The organism is Actinoplanes sp. NPDC026670 (assembly GCF_040638175.1).
GTDB lineage: Bacteria > Actinomycetota > Actinomycetes > Mycobacteriales > Micromonosporaceae > Actinoplanes.
This window is the reverse complement of the sequence record NZ_JBEZXU010000027.1, coordinates 1-15,420: the sequence shown is the minus strand read 5'-3', so window position 1 is coordinate 15,420 and position 15,420 is coordinate 1. Positions and strand designations below refer to the sequence as shown.

At 66.8% G+C, this 15,420-nt stretch carries 15 protein-coding genes and 1 pseudogene; 4 read left to right on the top strand and 12 right to left on the bottom strand.

The genetic code is table 11. The annotated features are described in order from the left end of the window. Window positions 1-64: 64 nt before the first annotated feature. The 3 genes and pseudogenes from AB0E94_RS25470 to AB0E94_RS25460 all read right to left on the bottom strand — a co-directional run. Window positions 65-511: pseudogene (locus AB0E94_RS25470) on the bottom strand (tyrosine-type recombinase/integrase); the annotation flags it as partial. Between the two features lie 581 nt (window positions 512-1,092). Next, window positions 1,093-4,647: an AAA domain-containing protein gene (locus tag AB0E94_RS25465; RefSeq protein ID WP_360330322.1), complete on the bottom strand. Its 3,555-nt coding sequence runs from the start codon at window positions 4,645-4,647 to the stop codon at window positions 1,093-1,095. Beyond that, window positions 4,647-5,021 carry a hypothetical protein gene (locus AB0E94_RS25460; protein ID WP_360330319.1) on the bottom strand — a complete coding sequence of 125 codons (375 nt, stop codon included), beginning with the start codon at window positions 5,019-5,021 and terminating at the stop codon, window positions 4,647-4,649. Before AB0E94_RS25460 ends, AB0E94_RS25465 begins: the two co-directional genes overlap by 1 nt. A 246-nt stretch (window positions 5,022-5,267) precedes the next feature. Between AB0E94_RS25460 and AB0E94_RS25455 the strand changes: the two genes are divergently transcribed. Both AB0E94_RS25455 and AB0E94_RS25450 read left to right on the top strand, forming a co-directional pair. After that, on the top strand, window positions 5,268-5,699 hold the full coding sequence (locus AB0E94_RS25455) for a hypothetical protein (RefSeq protein WP_360330316.1): 432 nt from the start codon (window positions 5,268-5,270) through the stop codon (window positions 5,697-5,699). A 1-nt stretch (window position 5,700) separates the two neighbouring features. Beyond that, window positions 5,701-6,036, top strand: coding sequence for an XRE family transcriptional regulator (locus tag AB0E94_RS25450; protein ID WP_360330313.1), 336 nt, complete (start codon window positions 5,701-5,703; stop codon window positions 6,034-6,036). A 128-nt stretch (window positions 6,037-6,164) separates the two neighbouring features. On the opposite strand, the gene AB0E94_RS25445 is transcribed toward AB0E94_RS25450, so the two are convergent. The 3 genes from AB0E94_RS25445 to AB0E94_RS25435 form a co-directional block, all read right to left on the bottom strand. Next, on the bottom strand, window positions 6,165-7,265 hold the full coding sequence (locus AB0E94_RS25445) for a cellulose binding domain-containing protein (protein WP_360330310.1): 1,101 nt from the start codon (window positions 7,263-7,265) through the stop codon (window positions 6,165-6,167). A gap of 68 nt (window positions 7,266-7,333) precedes the next feature. Continuing rightward, window positions 7,334-8,179, bottom strand: a complete 846-nt coding sequence (locus AB0E94_RS25440; protein WP_360330307.1) for an FkbM family methyltransferase — start codon at window positions 8,177-8,179, stop codon at window positions 7,334-7,336. A 32-nt stretch (window positions 8,180-8,211) separates the two neighbouring features. Then, window positions 8,212-9,075 carry a hypothetical protein gene (locus AB0E94_RS25435; RefSeq protein ID WP_360330304.1) on the bottom strand — a complete coding sequence of 288 codons (864 nt, stop codon included), beginning with the start codon at window positions 9,073-9,075 and terminating at the stop codon, window positions 8,212-8,214. Between the two features lie 142 nt (window positions 9,076-9,217). Between AB0E94_RS25435 and ppk2 the strand changes: the two genes are divergently transcribed. Continuing rightward, complete coding sequence (gene ppk2 / locus AB0E94_RS25430; RefSeq protein WP_360330301.1) at window positions 9,218-10,045, top strand: polyphosphate kinase 2; 828 nt, start codon at window positions 9,218-9,220, stop codon at window positions 10,043-10,045. Window positions 10,046-10,368: 323 nt separating this feature from the next. On the opposite strand, the gene AB0E94_RS25425 is transcribed toward ppk2, so the two are convergent. The 6 genes from AB0E94_RS25425 to AB0E94_RS25400 all read right to left on the bottom strand — a co-directional run bounded on the left by AB0E94_RS25425 (window position 10,369) and on the right by AB0E94_RS25400 (window position 13,688). Further along, the gene (locus tag AB0E94_RS25425; RefSeq protein WP_360330298.1) at window positions 10,369-10,926 is read right to left on the bottom strand and encodes a phospholipase; all 558 of its coding nucleotides are present in this window, start codon (window positions 10,924-10,926) and stop codon (window positions 10,369-10,371) included. 155 nt (window positions 10,927-11,081) lie between these two features. Further along, on the bottom strand, window positions 11,082-11,534 hold the full coding sequence (locus tag AB0E94_RS25420) for a SitI3 family protein (RefSeq protein ID WP_360330295.1): 453 nt from the start codon (window positions 11,532-11,534) through the stop codon (window positions 11,082-11,084). Between the two features lie 11 nt (window positions 11,535-11,545). Further along, window positions 11,546-11,989, bottom strand: coding sequence for a hypothetical protein (locus AB0E94_RS25415; RefSeq protein ID WP_360330638.1), 444 nt, complete (start codon window positions 11,987-11,989; stop codon window positions 11,546-11,548). 248 nt (window positions 11,990-12,237) lie between these two features. After that, the gene (locus AB0E94_RS25410; protein ID WP_360330292.1) at window positions 12,238-12,930 is read right to left on the bottom strand and encodes a hypothetical protein; all 693 of its coding nucleotides are present in this window, start codon (window positions 12,928-12,930) and stop codon (window positions 12,238-12,240) included. Window positions 12,931-12,982: 52 nt separating this feature from the next. Beyond that, window positions 12,983-13,294: a hypothetical protein gene (locus tag AB0E94_RS25405; protein WP_360330289.1), complete on the bottom strand. Its 312-nt coding sequence runs from the start codon at window positions 13,292-13,294 to the stop codon at window positions 12,983-12,985. Then, on the bottom strand, window positions 13,287-13,688 hold the full coding sequence (locus AB0E94_RS25400) for a YbaB/EbfC family nucleoid-associated protein (protein WP_360330286.1): 402 nt from the start codon (window positions 13,686-13,688) through the stop codon (window positions 13,287-13,289). The genes AB0E94_RS25405 and AB0E94_RS25400 overlap by 8 nt, the downstream gene beginning before the upstream one ends. 288 nt (window positions 13,689-13,976) lie before the next feature. On the opposite strand from AB0E94_RS25400, the gene AB0E94_RS25395 reads away from it, so the two are divergent. Beyond that, window positions 13,977-15,329: an FAD-dependent oxidoreductase gene (locus AB0E94_RS25395; protein ID WP_360330283.1), complete on the top strand. Its 1,353-nt coding sequence runs from the start codon at window positions 13,977-13,979 to the stop codon at window positions 15,327-15,329. Window positions 15,330-15,420: the final 91 nt, after the last annotated feature.

Genomic DNA, 15,420 nt, shown 5'->3' with positions numbered 1-15,420 from the left:
ATGGGATGCCCTTCTTGGTATCTCGCTAGGAAGATAAGCGCGCTTTCGTTGCCTCAAGATTCCCTCAGTGATGCGGTCGTATCCGCTTCGGTGGATCCGTCCCTAACGTGACGGAAGTTGATAGTGGTGCCCACGTGCCGACTCCCGGATACGCGAGATGGCGACCACCGGGGTGACCGCCATCTCGCCGTCGCTGCTGTTGGGTGGGCTCAAGTAAGCGCCATTTGTCGCGGGCCTCGTCGGCCTCGCCGTTGCCGGCCTTCTCGGCTTCAGCCAGCTTTGCCTCGGTCAATATGTCGATCCTCTCCGAGACTCGCCGGGCCAGTTCGGAGCGGTCGATCTTGAAGAAGTGTCCGGAGATCTTTCTGGTCACTTCCACGGAGGCGTGCCCCATCTGCTGCTGAATTTGATAGCCGCTGGCTCCGGATGAGATCAGAATCGACGCGGCGATGTGCCGGAGCTCGTGGACGGTGTAGTCGACGCTACAGCTCTTGTGGGTCATCTCGAGCTTCTTGCGGAGTCGTAGGAATGATCGCGCTGCCGGTCGACGCGGATCGAGCGCTGTGGCATAGGATCACACCACGCCGTCCACCATGGGTCACTGGTGTCAACAGGCTGGAGACGACGGAGCGTCGGGCCGGTGCCGCGGTCATCGCGGGGGCCCGGAGGGCTGAAAATCAGGCACCCGGCGGACCGTCCAGCGGCCGCGGATGCTGTCAATGAGCTCCTGCGGCTATGCGGCGATCCTGTTAGTTGCCATCATTCGGACAGCCTCGGATCCGCGCCGCCGGCCCCGTTCCGTCGGCTCGGCCACCATTAGCGTGAATCCCGGTGCCGACGTACTCGGCTATCCAAATCGGTGACCTTGAGGCAGAACGGCCGTGGCTCACAGGTTGCGCAGGCTGGCTGAGCCTGCCTGGCCAACAAGCCGGAACGGCAAGCACGTCGAAGATCCCCACGCCACCGCGGCCGTTCGCTGCCTCGTAATCCGTATTGTCGGCTTCTGAGGGAACGCCGTCAGATTGACGGGAACGGCATCAGCTCGACCAGACAGCCGCTGGTCCGGCTGAAGTTACGACCTCGACAGCCCGGTCAGTTGAGCTCTATCTCGATCGCGTTGCGTAGCTCGGCCATAACCTGTTCTGGCTCGGCGAGGCAGCGCCATGCCGGAACCCGCTTGACTGTCGCGACGGAGGCGATTATGTCCAGGCGGCTCAGCACTCTTCGTAGCGAGTGGCCGTCCGGATCACCTTCGGGGTCGTCGACCAGCAGGGCCAGCCGCTTGTCGCCGAGGCTGATCGTGAAGTCGACTGGGTAACCCGGCAGCGGCGTTTCCCAACCTACTGTCAGGCCGCTCTCGCGAAGGTCGGCGATCAGCCGGTCGGCCGGTCGCGGGCCGGCATCGGTGCTTGCTGCTGTCGTGGGGGTAGGACTGGCGAGATCGGCCAGCAGGCCGCGTTGCCCGGACCACCATGATCGGTCGCCGACGACGATCAGTTGGGAGCGGGCGCGGGTGATCGCCACGTTCCACAGGTTGGTCTGGTTGACGAGCCAGCCGCGGGTGTTTTCGCTGATGCCCTGGGCGCCGACCGGCGAGACGACCATGATGTCCTTCTCGCTGCCCTGGAACTTGTGGATGGTCGCGCACAGCAGGTTGTCGGCGAGACCCTGGTCCTGGAGGGCACGATGGAGATGGCGCTGCTGTTCGGCCAGCGGGGTCACGACGCCGATCGAGGCTTCCGGGTACTCCTTGCGCACCCGCTGCACCTCGGTGACCACGGCCTGGACCTCGTCGGCGTTCCGGCCGGATCCGGTGGCGCCTTTGGTGAAGTGGCCGGGCACGTCGACCCAGCGGGTGGCGGGTTCGGCCGGTGCGGCGAGCCGGGCCGGGTCGGTCAGCACGGTCAGCCGGTTCTGGTAGACGACCCGGTTCGGAGCGTCGATGATCTCCGGGTGGCAGCGGTAGTGCTCGTCGAGCAGGATGGTGCTTCCCGCCGCGGCTGCGAATGCCTCGTAAGCTGAATGATCGCGGTAGGTGAGTCGCCGACTCGTCAGCCAGCCGTGCCCGAGTCCCGCACGAGCCTGCTCCTTGCGGTCGTCGTCGGCGGAGAGTTCGACAACCGGGGTCAGCTGCCGTGGGTCGCCGATGATCAGGGCACGTTTTGCTCTGTAGAGCATCGGCAGGATGTCCGCGACGGTGCACTGGGCGGCCTCGTCGATGATCACCAGGTCGAACAGGCCGGGCCGAGGTTGCAGCCGGCGGGCCGACTTCGCGGTGACCGCCCACCCGGGGAGCACCTTGACGAGGGCCGACATGTAGGTCCAGCTGCTCCCGTTCGGCTTGGCCATCTCGTCAGCGCGATTGCGGAGCAGGGTCGTATTTCCGGTGACCCGTGTGGCGATCTGGGCGCGCAGAAGCTCATTGCTGTGCCGGGCTCTGGTGTCTTGTTGCAGGGTCCGTAGGCGCTGCCATGCGTCCTCAACGGTGTGTGGCAGCGCCGCCAGTTGCCGCTGTCGTTCACGCCAGCATTGCTCGATGACCGCACTCTCGCCGAGGACGGTGATCGCCTCGCGGTCAAAGGCCCCGTATGACCGTAGCCGTCTGCGGTACCACCATCCGAACCAGCGACTCCGTAGTGCCCGTTCGGTGAGGTCGACCAACCTGGACAGCGTGCGCTCGTCCGTGTCGGTGAGTGTCGCGTCGCGTTCGAAGGCAAGGTCGACGAGATCTCGTTCGAGCCGGCGATGCTGATCGAGTTCTTCCAGCAGATGGTCGATCTCGTGTGCCACGAGGCGAACCTCGTGGAATGGGCCGCGCGTGTCCGCGGCTGGTGGCGGCCAAGCCTGCATCACTTCGGCGAGGTACTGCGGTTCCTGCTGCCGGTAATCCTTGTTCCCGGTGCGCAAGATCAGGCCGGGGCCGACCATGGCGGTGACTCGCTCGACCACCTCGTCGACGGCCCGGTTGTTCGTCGAGCCGATCAGCACGCTTTGCCCATGCGCGGTGGCGGTGGCCAGCAGTGCGGTGACCAGCTGGCTCTTACCGGTACCGGGCGGTCCCTGAGCAACCGTCAGTGGCCGGCTCATCGCGGCTCGGATGATCTCTTCCTGAGTCTCGTTCACCGAACTCGGCGCCACTGTCAGGACTCTGGTGTCCGGTGCAGTTTCCTCATCGTCGTTCGCACTCGACAGCGAGCCGAGAGCGGTCGACGCGATTTTTCCGGCGTTCTTGATGATCTCCTGCAGGTCCTCGATCAGCTGTCGATCGGGCGACTCCGTGCTTCCGGCGGCGAACAGCATCCCGGCGTTCTGAACACGGTTGAGCGGTCCTCGTTCGACCTTCCCGGCCAGGTTCTGCGGATCGAGTGGGGAGGTCGGTTTGAGGCCGAACGCGTTCGCGACCAGGTTCACGGCGTCGGCGAGGGATCGGTGATCGCCGGGAACGAGGCGTTCCGCTACGGCCTCGCGCAACTCGTCGGCCTCGACCACGGACAACTGGAAGTGATCGATGAGGGCGGGACTGGGCTGCGGCGGTGCGGGATGAGCCAACCCGTCGGCGCCTACGGTCAGATCACAGACGAGCAGCGGCACCCAACTGATCTGCTGTCGTCCCTTCTGGGGCAGCGTCACCACCGGGTAGCCGTACTGCAGGGATCGGCCACCGGTCTCCGCCGACTTGGCGAGCTGCTGTCCTCGTTCTCCGAAGCGGACCGGCTCGCTGGCCGAGAACACGACCTCACGTCCCGCGGGGGCGTGAACGTACGAGTCCCCGACTGCCGGATTCACGAAGAACTGCAGGATGGCGGAACGTTGCAGGCAGTTGACGTAGTAGCCGAGTAGGCGCCGCCAGCGCTCGGTGTCGAACGGTGCTTCGTCCGGCTCCTCAGCAGGTTTGCCAGGTACGTGTTGTCGGCGCTCGACGGGTCCGCTGACCAGAGGGATCGGTTCGGTGACGCCCTCACTCGACTCGACCGGTTTCTCCTCCCGGCGGCGTGACATCTCTGTCATCGCGTACCGGGAGATGTCGCTCGCCGTGATCCAGCCATCCTCGGCGGTGCCTTGGGCCGCACCGCGGAGCCCCGCAAGCAGCACTTCGGTGAAAAGTGACGGCCGGTCCGGGCCCTGGGCCTTCGATGCCTTCAGATGGCCGCTCGACTGCAGCATGAATGTGCCACGTTCCCGCTTGAGACGGCGAGGCTCCTGTCGTACGCCGCCGTTGAACCGATGCCGCGCCGTGAACGAGCCGGAGAAGCAGCAGTCCAGCAGGACCACCTTCTGGCTGGCCTTGGTGTGGTTCAACATGTGCCGCAGGACGCCTTCGACATCGAACGCGGTCGTGTGGGGAATCGCCGTGTCGGTGTCGATCGTCCCTAGGAACAGGGATTGCCGGTCGTCGTGCGGGACGCCATGGCCGGAGTAGTAAAACAGGGCAAGGTCCCCGGTGCTCCGTGATCCGTAGAACTCCTCCACGAGCTGCTTCATCTGCACCGAGGGAAGGTCGGTACGGGCCGTGACGTTGTCGAAGTCGCCATCGGTTTCCAGCACTGTTCGCAGCTGTTCGACATCTTGCCGGACACCGGGCAGTGCGGTGAGCTTCCGATCAGCGTTGTAGGTCGCAGTTCCCAGGATCAGGGCGTGCCGACCCATCAGCGGGAACGTTCGATCGCAGCACGAACCAGGTCGATCATCTTGGCGGTCTCCGCCTTGGTGGCCTGATCGATCGTGAGTTCGACGTCCCCGATCTTCAGTTGAGCCCTGCGACCCTGATTGCGGTTGAGGAAGCCCACCACCAGGTCGACGAGCGCCTGTACGTAGCCGGGGTCAGTGCCGGCGACCACGGCGACGGCGGCAAGCACGACTTCGCCGACCCCCTTGTCGTCGGGGCCGGTGGGAGCTTCGAGCCGGCTCGCCTCGCCTATGTCGCGGAGATCCTCTTCGAGTTCCTCGGTCAGTTGGTCGAGAACGAAGTCATCGTCCTCCGGCAGCGGCGTAAAACTGACCTTGATGACGACCTCGGACACCCATGCCTCCCGCAGACCCCAACCCGAAAGCATCCGAAACGCTACGGATTGTTAGAGCGGCGGAGGTAAATATGTCGGGTTCCCGACAGGCGTGATGATCGTCGGCTCTTTGGGTCATGTGAGGTCATGCAGTGACAAGTCTCTATGTTGTGTGTAACCGCAAGTGGCTATAAGCAACTCATCGTGATGTTGTTATGGATGTGAGTCCGGCGCTCGCGCTGCTGGTCGAAACCCGGCAAGGTCGTGGTGAAATCCGACGCGCAGCTCGCTGAGCGAGTACGGATCAAAGCCAAGGAGCTCGCTGACGAGCACCCGAAGTACGGGACGAGCAAGCCCATCATCGAAATCCCCGAGATGCATGGGCAAACCGTTGACGTGACCCCGTTCGAGCTACTGCACGAGGTCGGTAGAGCTACGGTCTTCGAGAATCGCGTGGAACTTCATGACTATCAGCGCCTATGGGCGCTGCTTCGCTACTGCAACGCGTTCGGGCACAACAGCTTCGTGCGGGGTCTGGGTGAGCGCATCCTCTGCCTGACCGCGGAAACGCGAAGCGTGCAGACGGTTCCTGTCCAACTGTCGTCTCGGGCCCGTGCCGCGGTTGACGATGCGGCGATACCGCTCGCTGAGGCACGCTACGCCGAGTATCTGGCGGCGCTAAGTGATGAGAGTGATTGAGATGACCGAGAAGGTACCCGCTGGCTGGCATGCGTATTCCGAGGTGGGCGAGCTGCTCACTGAACTCGATCTCACCGGCGAGGACATGGCCCGGGCGAAGGAGGCCACCGATGACCATATCCGCGCCTGGCATCTCGCCATGGTCCGTACTGAACAGGACCGCACTCAGGACGATGTAGCGCAGGCAATGGGCGTCACCCAACCACGTGTGTCGGCGATCGAACGCGGCGAACTGGACACCGTCACGCTTTCGACCCTGCGTGCCTACGTCCAGGCGCTCGGCGGCAAGCTGCGGGTCGTCGCTGACTTCGGCGACCAGGAATACCGGCTCACCTAGAGACGCACCCTGGGGCCGGCAATCTTGCGGGCGGCCGTGGCGAGCGGGTGCCTGCGTATCCTCCGACCACGCCGCCGCGCAGGGCGTCCGTACCGGATGGGATGCCCTGCGCGGTGTTGGCGCTTCGGTCAGCTTGTCGTCAGGGTGCAGGACACTGTCGGGTTTGTGTTTACGCCTGTCGATGTGGCGAGGAAGCCGAAGGACGCGGTGCCGCCGGCGGTGAGGCGGCCGTTCCAGTCGACGTTGCGGGCGGTGACCGTGGCGCCGGACTGGGTGACCGTGGCGTTCCACGCCTGGCTGACGGTCTGGCCATTGGTGTAGGTGAACGTCGCGGTCCAGCCGGTGGATGCCGACGAGGAGCCGTTGCTGACCGTCACCTCACCCTGGAATCCGCCCGACCACTGCGAGGTCACCCGGTACGTCGCCGTGCAGACGCCGGCCGGCGGCGGTGTCGTGGGGTCCGAGGTTGGCGGAGAGGTCGGCGGAGTGGTCGGTGGTGTCGTGGTGCCGCCGAGCACGCCCGCCAGCACCGGATACCAGGCGGCGGCCATCTTCCGGAAGCCGTTGTCGTTCGGGTGGACGCCGTCGACGTTGTCGGCGACCGCGTCGTATCCGGTCCACAGGTCGGCCAGGACGATCGGTGACTGGGCCGTGCTCAGGCCGGACGCCCAGGACGGCAGTGCCCGGTTGAGCGCTGCCACGTCGGCCGGGCAGGTGGCGCAGGCGGCCGCGCTCATCGGGATGATCTGCGCGACGATGATCTTCATGGCCGGGTTCTGGGCGCGCATCTGGCCGACCAGTTTGGTGAAGGCGTTCAGTTTGTCGGCCAGCGGGATGTATCCACCCCACATGTCGTTGGTGCCCAGGTGCATCAGGACGAGGTCCGGGCGGGCGGCGGCCAGCCACGGCGGGAGTTGATTGTTGGCCGCTATCCCGGTGGCCGAGAAACCGCCGTGGCCCTCGTGGTCGAAGTCGTACGAGTACCCGGGGTTGCAGCCTCCGCCGTCGGACTGGGTGCCGACGAAGTCGACGCCGGTGTGGCCGCCGTTCTGGAGGCTGTTCCAGAGTTTGGCCCGCCAGCAGCCGGGCCCGGCGGTGATCGAGTCGCCGAGCGCCATGATCCGGACAGTGGCGGCGGCGTGCGCCACGGGCGCCACGATGACGACGGCGGCGGCCGCGAGCAGGGCGGCGAGCAGTGCCGCCCAGAATCCGTGTCGGGGCATGTGCATGTGAGACCTCTTTCGCCGGCGATTTCGGGGATCGCCGTGGGGATGCCATGGGGGATGGCAGCGGGGACTCACATATCAACATGCATCAATTCAAAAAGAAAGTTCCCCTCCAGGTTGCCGGCCTCGACCGGGCGGTAACCGGCCCGGTCCAGCCACTCGCGGAGCGCCTGCTCGGAGACCTCGGCCTGGCGCAGCAGATAGTCGCGGATCTCCACGCCGATCAGGCGGGGCCGGTGCCGGCGGATGCTCTCGGCCATGCCCTCCAGCACCGCCAGTTCCGCGCCCTCCACGTCGATCTTGATGACGTCCAGGCGTTTCAGGTTGCTGGCCTCGGCCCACGAGTCGAAGGTGATCACGTCGACCTGCTGATCGCTGCCACCCGGACCGTAGAACGAGCGCACCGCCACGTCGGCCGCGTCGAACCGGACCGGATCGCTGTGCAGGGCGGCGCTGCCGGGCCGGGCGCCGAGCGCCACCTGGACCACGTCGATGTTGTGGACGCCGCTCAGGTCCACGTTGCCCTGGAGGGCCTTCGCGGTGTCGGCGGCCGGTTCGACGGCGATCACCCGGCCCCCGCCGATCGCGGTCAGGTGACGGGCCACCGGCAGCGAGATGGTGCCCACGTGGGCGCCCACGTCCAGGAAGACGTCACCCGCACGCAGGGCGCGGATGAGCGTCCGGGTGTACCGCTTCTCGTACCATCCGGTGAAGTAGAAGGCACGCTGGACGTTGTCCCGAAGATCCAGTGTGTACCGGTTGCCGTGCCGCTGGGCCTGCACCACCGGATCGGTCGCCCACACCGCCTTCGGCAGCCGCCGGGCCCGCCGCGCGGCGTGGCTCTGCATGTCGTCGCTGGTCTCCGCGGTCAGGCGCAGAACCCAGGACAGGATGAGGCGGAGGGCCGCGAGCAACATCGAGGGATCATCTCCTTGCGCGCCGGTGCCTTTCACGTGAGTATGCCGCCGACCGGCACGGTGTAGGTCGTGCGATCGGTGATGCACAGCACCGTCGGTTTCGGGATGTCGCTGATGTCCTCCTCGAGAGTCAGGTCGGCCAGGCACTCGGCGAAGTTCAGGAGGATCGCGAACTCACGGCCCAGCCGGCCCTTGCGGATCTTCCGGTCCAGCATGCGCCAGTTCTCGGCCAGGTACTTCGCGGCGCCGGTCGTCGCGAGCGCGCCCACCCCGACCAGCAGAAACACGTACCGCTCGTGCTCGCTGTCCCAGAGCCGTTCCAGCACGGCCAGCTGGGTCGACCGGACGCTGCTCGGATCCTCGTCGGCGAGCGGCGCACGGCGTACCGGAAGATTCTGGTCCTGGCCGCGACGCGGCTGAAGAGTGCGCTCCCCGTTGGCGCTTCGCACCCACTGGAAGAAGGAGCGGTCGTTGTCGTCGAAGTACTTGCGGGTCAGGCTGTTGTAGACCCGGCTGCCCATCAGGACGAGCGTGCCCTCGCCGCCGCGTGTCGCCTCCAGCGCCTGCGAGGCGGCGTCGATGTCGATGGTGAGCGGGCGGAAACGGTTCAGCACGTTCGCGACGCGGCTGCGGCGCGGTGCGTTCTCCAGAGTCACCCGGAGGAGATGGGCGCCCAGGTACTCGCTGCGGATGATGGCCGGGCCGGTGAACCCGACACGGAGCCGTTCGGTGCCGCTGGCGCCGCCGGAGCCGATCCGGAGGAACGAGCAGAGAATGTGGAGATTGCGCTGCCGGCGGGTGATCCCGAAGAAACGGTCACGACGGCGGCGGTCCGGTGTGTACCACACATACCAGGAGACGATCGTCAGTATCGATACGAGCCAGGCGGAGATCATTCCGGGGAAAACCTCGTCTACCCACACGGTGGATCTTACGCTGGATGATCGATATCGGACCAGGTCAGCGGAGGGTCCAACATGGGCGGGCTCATCATGTGCGGGTGAGGTGCGCCGGGCCGGGCCGGATCACACTGCGGAGATGTCGAAGAAAGCGAAGCACCACGCCGGCGACGACGGGCCGAAGACCCGGATGAAGCGGCAGGTGTACGAGGACGAGATGCGGCGTCTGCACGGCGAGCTGGTGGCGATGCAGGAGTGGGTGAAGACCACCGGCGCCAAGATCTGCGTCGTCTTCGAGGGCCGGGACACCGCCGGCAAGGGCGGCACCATCAAGCGGATCACCGAGCGGGTCAGCCCGCGCGTCTTCCGGGTGGTCGCGCTGCCCACGCCCACCGAGCGGGAGAAGAGCCAGATGTACGCCCAGCGGTACATGGCGCACTACCCGGCCGCCGGCGAGGTGGTGATCTTCGACCGGTCCTGGTACAACCGCGCCGGCGTCGAACACGTGATGGGCTTCTGCAAGCCGGAGGAGACCGAACGGTTCCTCGAAACGGTTCCCGCCTGGGAGAAGGCGATGACCGACTCCGGGATCCTGCTGCTCAAATACTGGCTCGAGGTCAGCCCCGACGAGCAGACCCGGCGGCTCCAGAGCCGCATCGACGATCCGCGCAAGGTCTGGAAACTCACCGACATGGACCTCAAGTCGTACAGCCACTGGTACGACTACTCGCGGGCACGGGACGCGATGCTCGCCGCCACCGACACCGCGTGGGCGCCGTGGTTCATCGCCGGCGCGGACGACAAGAAACGCGCCCGGCTCAACATCATCACGCATCTGTTGAGCCAGGTTCCGTACGAGCCGCTCAAACCGCGGACCATCAACCTGCCGAAACGGCAGGGACCGAAGGGCTACCGCGATCCGGGCCTGCCTCTGCGCCGCATCCCCACACCCTTCGGAGAGCTCTGACGGTACGCCCACCTGGTCCCACCCGGGCCGGACCGGACGTGGTCGCGGCGTCCGCAGGGCGCCCTCGCCATGGATCGCCGCCGCCTGCTTTGCCGCCGCCGCCGGTGCGCCGCCGCCGTTCCGCCGCCGCCGTTCCGCCGCCGTTCCGCCGCCGTTCCGCCGCCGTTCCGCCGCCGTTCCGCCGCCGCTGTTCCGTTGCCGCCGCCGCCGTTTCGTCGCCGGGTCCAGACCGCCAGCCGTCGCTCACGGTGGTTTTGGGTCGGTCTTTACCGGGCTGAGCGACGGCTCGCGGTCTCTGCGGACCGCGAGCCGCCGGTTTGCGGTCAGATCAGTTCGGCGGCGGCGTCCACGTCGGACTCGTCCACCGAGGCGAGCGAGCCGAAGATCGAGACCGCCTGATAGTAGGTCCAGGCCAGGCTGAGACAGGCCGGGCGGACCACCGCCGAGTAGCCGGCGCACTTACGTTTCAGGTCGGCGTAGAAGGCCGAGTCGACGAGATTCTTGTTCGCGTCGGTGAACGCGCCCGCCGCCTTGTAGTTGCGGTAGCCGAAGTCATGCCGGTGACAGGACAGTGTGAAATCGAAGCCGAGCGGACGGTCCGGGCTGGCCGAACAGAAGTCGGTGCTCCAGTCGAACCCGTAGGCGGCCCAGTCGCCCTGATGCGTGCGGGCGTTGTTCCAGGAGTTGTAGGACGAGGCGGACGTCTGGGTGAACGAGGTGAGCACCGCCATCTTCTCGGCGGCGGTGGCAGCGTGGGCGGGGCCGGCCAGGCCGAGGACCACAGCGAGCGAGAGGGCGGCGGCCAGAATGATCCGGATCGGTCGTACGCGGACGGGGGAGTGGTGAGCGGCGGTAGTCGCAACCGGTGTTGTCGCGGACATCGGGGCTCCTTCGAACGGCCCGCCCCGAGAGGCGGGCTGCCGGTGGGCGCCCGGGCTACCGATCGGTAACCCGAACGATCACTAAGTCTGGAGCCAGAAGCCGGGCACAAGCCCAGCAGAAGATTGCCGTTTCCCGTCCCCCGCGCAAACAGGCGCTACCCGGTGATCGTCTCGTCCGCCGTCGGAAAGTGGTCCCACCATGTGGCGCGCCGATGCTTGGTGAGCGTGCCGCCGAACCGGGTGAGGAGCAGGAAGTCGCCGTCAAGGATGAGCAGCGCATCCTCATCACCGCTGTCCAGCAGACGCCGTATGACCGTCAGCATGTTGGTTATGCTCCAGTCCAATTCGGCTGATTTGTCCAGATAAAAGGTGACAGCGATATGGGCGTCGGGCTCGAACTCCCACATCCCGTTGTCTGATTCGGCGGCGACGTAACCGATGTCCCTGCTCAGGACCGAAACGTTGAATCCATAGCGTTCGTGGAGGTCAGCTGAGCGCAGGAGGGGAGGAGTTCCGGTCGGCCGCTCATCCGGATTCGGTAGTGCCCGTTCCGCAACCTGCTCGACGCTGTTGTCGCCGATGAGGATCAGGTCGTAAACAAGTGCCACGTGTCATGCTCTCAATCGCTCGGCCGGGGTAGGCGGATCTGAACAACTTCACCACTGGGCAGGATCGCCTTGACCTCTTTCAGGTCCTTGATCGGCCAATCGTCGAACTGTTTCTGAAGGGCCCCGAAATCTCCGCGCCAGAACATCAGATCCAGTACCACGCGTTGGGTCTGCTCCTTGACAGCCTTGTCCTGGGTTTGCCACCAGACTCCGCGTATCGGCTTGTCGGGAGTAGGTGAGTAGCAGTCGAACACGCGGCCTTCGAGCAGGTAGTCCGGGTCAGACAAGGGGTTGCCCACATCTCCGGTGTCCGTGCGGGCCTCGGCAACCTGAGGTTTCGTGGGCCGCTGATGCAGGTGAAAACCCTTGTCGGCTAGGTGGACCGCGGTTGCGTTCTCGCGTTCGACCGAACGCCGGTTGTCCGTTTTGTCGTCAGGCTTGAGCTTCCGGCTGATCCTGACGGGGTGGCCGGTCGGCTTGCTGCCGGGGGTACCGGTTGCTCGGGTGAACAGGTGATCGGGCTGGCCGCGGGCGGTATCCGACGGTGTGCTGGCGGGAGCTGCTCGGCCCTGTTGGGCGGTGGACATGGCGGCGGCCTCGTTGGAGCGGACTCCGCCGCCTCCGGAGGAAGTGCCGCCGTGCGGGCGGGGAGTGCCGTCCGGGGTGTCGTCGCCGCTGTTGCCTCTTGGTTTCGGGGGCATGGTCAGCCGTTGAGGAGACGGGTCAGGTTGGTCAGGCTGGTGATCAGGGCGCTCGTGTACGAGGCGATCCGGCCGGCCCACTTCGCGACCGCGGAGGCGATTTGGGCGGCCACCACCGGGATGGTGACGATCAGCAAGGCCTCGCCGGCCCAGACGATCACCCGGGCCACCAGGTCGGCTATCAGGTCGCGGACCAGGTCTCGGGTGAACGTCACCAGGTTGCCGGCGGCCTGCGTGGCCGAGGACATGGTGGTGGCCAGTACCCCCAGCCCGTCCAGGACGTTGACGTTGTTGGCCATCAGGCTCTGGTAGGTGGCGGCCGCCTCACCCTGCCAGCCGGGCAGGCCGGTGGACAGGCAGCCCTGCAGGTCGGCGGCCATCACGTGCAGTTCGCCGGCGATGTTCTGCCAGGTGGCGGCGTGGGCGGCGACCAGGTCGGGCAGGCCGGCGAGTTTGTCGAGGATCTCGCGTAACGGGTCGAAATGTTCCATCGCCCAGCCGAGGCCGTTGGCCAGCAGGGCGCTGAACGGGTCGATGACCGTGGCCACCGTCTCGGCCGCCAACGCGCCGCCGGCCAGCACCCGGTCGGCCCAGCTGCCGCTGTCGACGGCCTGCAACGCGCCTTGGAAACTCTCCGCCAGCGACAGCCCGGTCGTGCCGGTGGTGGTGGAGGTGGTTGCGGCGATCAGGGTCATCGCGGTGTCCCCCGGTCGGTGACGGCGGCGGCGGGGTGAGTCATCGTGCGCCTCAGAGGTTTCCGGCTCGGCGGATGCGGTCCGCGGCGGCCTCGTCGGTGGCGGCATAGTCCTGACCGGTTCGGATCAGTGCCTCCTCGGCCAGGCGGAGGTTCTCCTCCACGTACGAATAGATGGTCTTTTGTGCCTCTTGCCGTTCTTGCAGGATTCCGGACATCCAGCCGCACAGCAGGCCGTAGGCCGCGTCGTTCCGGGTGATGGCCGCGCTCGCGGCCGAGATCGCGGCGAACCGGTCGCGGACCGCCGCGATCTTCGCCGCATGCTCGCGGATCTGATCCACATCTGCGGAGAAACCGTCAGCCACGATCACCCTCCTGGAAGGGGTCTGCGGATGCGGCGCGGGCGTCGATCTGGGCGGTGATGGCGCGGGCGGCCGCCGAGTCCGGGCCGAGCGTCTCGGTGACGATCGTGCGGGACTCTTCGGCGGCGGTCCGGCGGGCGGCGGCGGACGCGGCGAGCACGGCGCGGGCGACGGCGTCCGGTGGGACCCGGTGGATGCGGTCGGTGAACCGGATGTCGAGGAGGGCGCCGGTGGAGTCGACGGTCACCGCGGTCAGGTCGTTGCCGTCGTGGGCGGTGGCGCGGACCGCGGCGATCCGGTCGGCGGCGTCGCGGGCGTTCACGGCGTTGCGGTCGACGCGTTGCTGCCAGTCACGCAGGTAGGCCAGTGAGGCGTCGGGGTCCAGCAGCTCGTCCATCGTCTCCCCGTGGTGAGATCTCCGGCGGATGCACCGAAACGGCGGCAAGTCTAGCAACGCCGAAGACCCGTTCCTGCTGGTCGGGACGGCGGCGCCGGGGGAGACCGGTTACACAGAAATTGCTGTTTCCCCTGGTCAGAGACCTGCGTAAGGGTGCCCTAAGTCCGTTTTGGTGGCTTTGTGGAACGGGGTCGCTTTGATCTGAACCTAGGTTGAGGTTTTAGAGTCGCCAGAGCCTGCCGTCGATCTTGGCTGACGGAATCGAAGCGCGCGAGTTAGGAAGCGACCATGAACCGCCCCCTGCGAGTTGCCGTCATCGGAGCCGGCCCGGCCGGCATCTACGCCGCCGACCATCTGATCAAGGCATCGGAGACGGTCACCGTCGACATCTTCGACAAGCTGCCCACCCCCTACGGCCTGATCCGGTACGGCGTGGCGCCCGACCACCCGCGGATCAAGGAGATCGTCAACGCCCTCTTCCGGATCCTCGACAACCCGCGCATCCGGTTCGTCGGCAACGTCTCCTACGGCGTCGACGTGAAGCCGGAGGAGCTGAGCCGCTTCTACGATGCCACGGTGATCTCCACCGGCGCCGAGAAGGACCGCTCGCTGGACATCCCGGGCATCGACCTGCAGGGCAGCTTCGGCGGCGCCGACTTCGCCTCCTGGTTCAACGGCCACCCGGACGTGCCGCGCGACTGGCCCCTCGAGGCCCGCGAGGTCGCCGTGATCGGCGCCGGCAACGTCGCGATCGACGTGGCCCGGATCCTCGCCAAGACCGCCGACGAGCTGCTGGTCACCGAGATCCCGGACAACGTGTACCAGGCGCTCAAGTCGAGCCCGGTGACCGACGTGCACCTGTTCTCCCGGCGTGGCCCGGGGCAGGTCAAGTTCACCCCGCAGGAGCTGCGCGAGCTGGACCACTCGCCGAACGTCGAGGTGATCGTCCACCCGGAGGGCATCGAGTTCGACGAGGCCAGCCTGGAGGCGATGCGCCAGACCCGGCACATCAAGATGTGTGTCGACATCCTGCAGAACTGGGCGGTCCGTGACCCGCGGGACCGGCCGCGCCGCCTGCACCTGTACTTCCTGCAGGCGCCGATCGAGGTGCTCGGCGAGGACGGCAAGGTGGTCGGCCTGCGCACCGAGACCCAGGAGCTCACCGGCGACGGCTGGGTCCGCGGCACCGGCGAGTTCACCGACTGGGACGTGCAGGCCGTCTACCGGGCTGTCGGCTACCTCAGCAGCGCGCTGCCCGACCTGCCGTTCGACACCAAGACCGGCACCATCCCGCACGCCGCGGGCCGGGTCATCGACCTGGACGGCGAGCACGTCCCGGGCACCTACGTGGCCGGCTGGATCAAGCGCGGCCCGGTCGGCCTGATCGGTCACACCAAGGGCTGCTCCGGCGAGACGGTCGCCAGCCTCCTGGAGGACCAGGCGGCCGGCCGGCTGCCGGAGGCGCCCGAGGGTGACCCGGCCGCCCCGATCGCGTACCTGGAGCAGCGCGGCCTGCCGATCACCACCTGGGCCGGCTGGCAGCTGCTGGACGCCTTCGAGATCGCGCTCGGCGAGCCGCACGGCCGCAAGCGGATCAAGGTCGTCGACCGCGACGAGATGACCGCCATCTCCCGCGGCTGATTCCCTATCGGGGATTTGTTGTCAAGTGCGGGTCTGCTTGACGGTCGGTGAGGGTGCCGGGGAGGATTTGTGTGGGGAAGGTCGCCTCGTC

Bases quoted from the DNA above. Each gene is read 5' to 3' on its own strand.
- AB0E94_RS25395 (WP_360330283.1), top strand. From the start codon at position 13,977: ATGAACCGCCCCCTGCGAGTTGCCGTCATCGGAGCCGGCCCGGCCGGC.
- AB0E94_RS25425 (WP_360330298.1), bottom strand. From the start codon at position 10,926: ATGTCCGCGACAACACCGGTTGCGACTACCGCCGCTCACCACTCCCCC.
- AB0E94_RS25410 (WP_360330292.1), bottom strand. From the start codon at position 12,930: ATGACCCTGATCGCCGCAACCACCTCCACCACCACCGGCACGACCGGG.
- AB0E94_RS25440 (WP_360330307.1), bottom strand. From the start codon at position 8,179: ATGTTGCTCGCGGCCCTCCGCCTCATCCTGTCCTGGGTTCTGCGCCTG.
- AB0E94_RS25400 (WP_360330286.1), bottom strand. From the start codon at position 13,688: ATGGACGAGCTGCTGGACCCCGACGCCTCACTGGCCTACCTGCGTGAC.
- ppk2 (WP_360330301.1), top strand. From the start codon at position 9,218: ATGTCGAAGAAAGCGAAGCACCACGCCGGCGACGACGGGCCGAAGACC.
- AB0E94_RS25450 (WP_360330313.1), top strand. From the start codon at position 5,701: ATGACCGAGAAGGTACCCGCTGGCTGGCATGCGTATTCCGAGGTGGGC.
- AB0E94_RS25435 (WP_360330304.1), bottom strand. From the start codon at position 9,075: ATGATCTCCGCCTGGCTCGTATCGATACTGACGATCGTCTCCTGGTAT.
- AB0E94_RS25465 (WP_360330322.1), bottom strand. From the start codon at position 4,647: ATGGGTCGGCACGCCCTGATCCTGGGAACTGCGACCTACAACGCTGAT.
- AB0E94_RS25445 (WP_360330310.1), bottom strand. From the start codon at position 7,265: ATGCACATGCCCCGACACGGATTCTGGGCGGCACTGCTCGCCGCCCTG.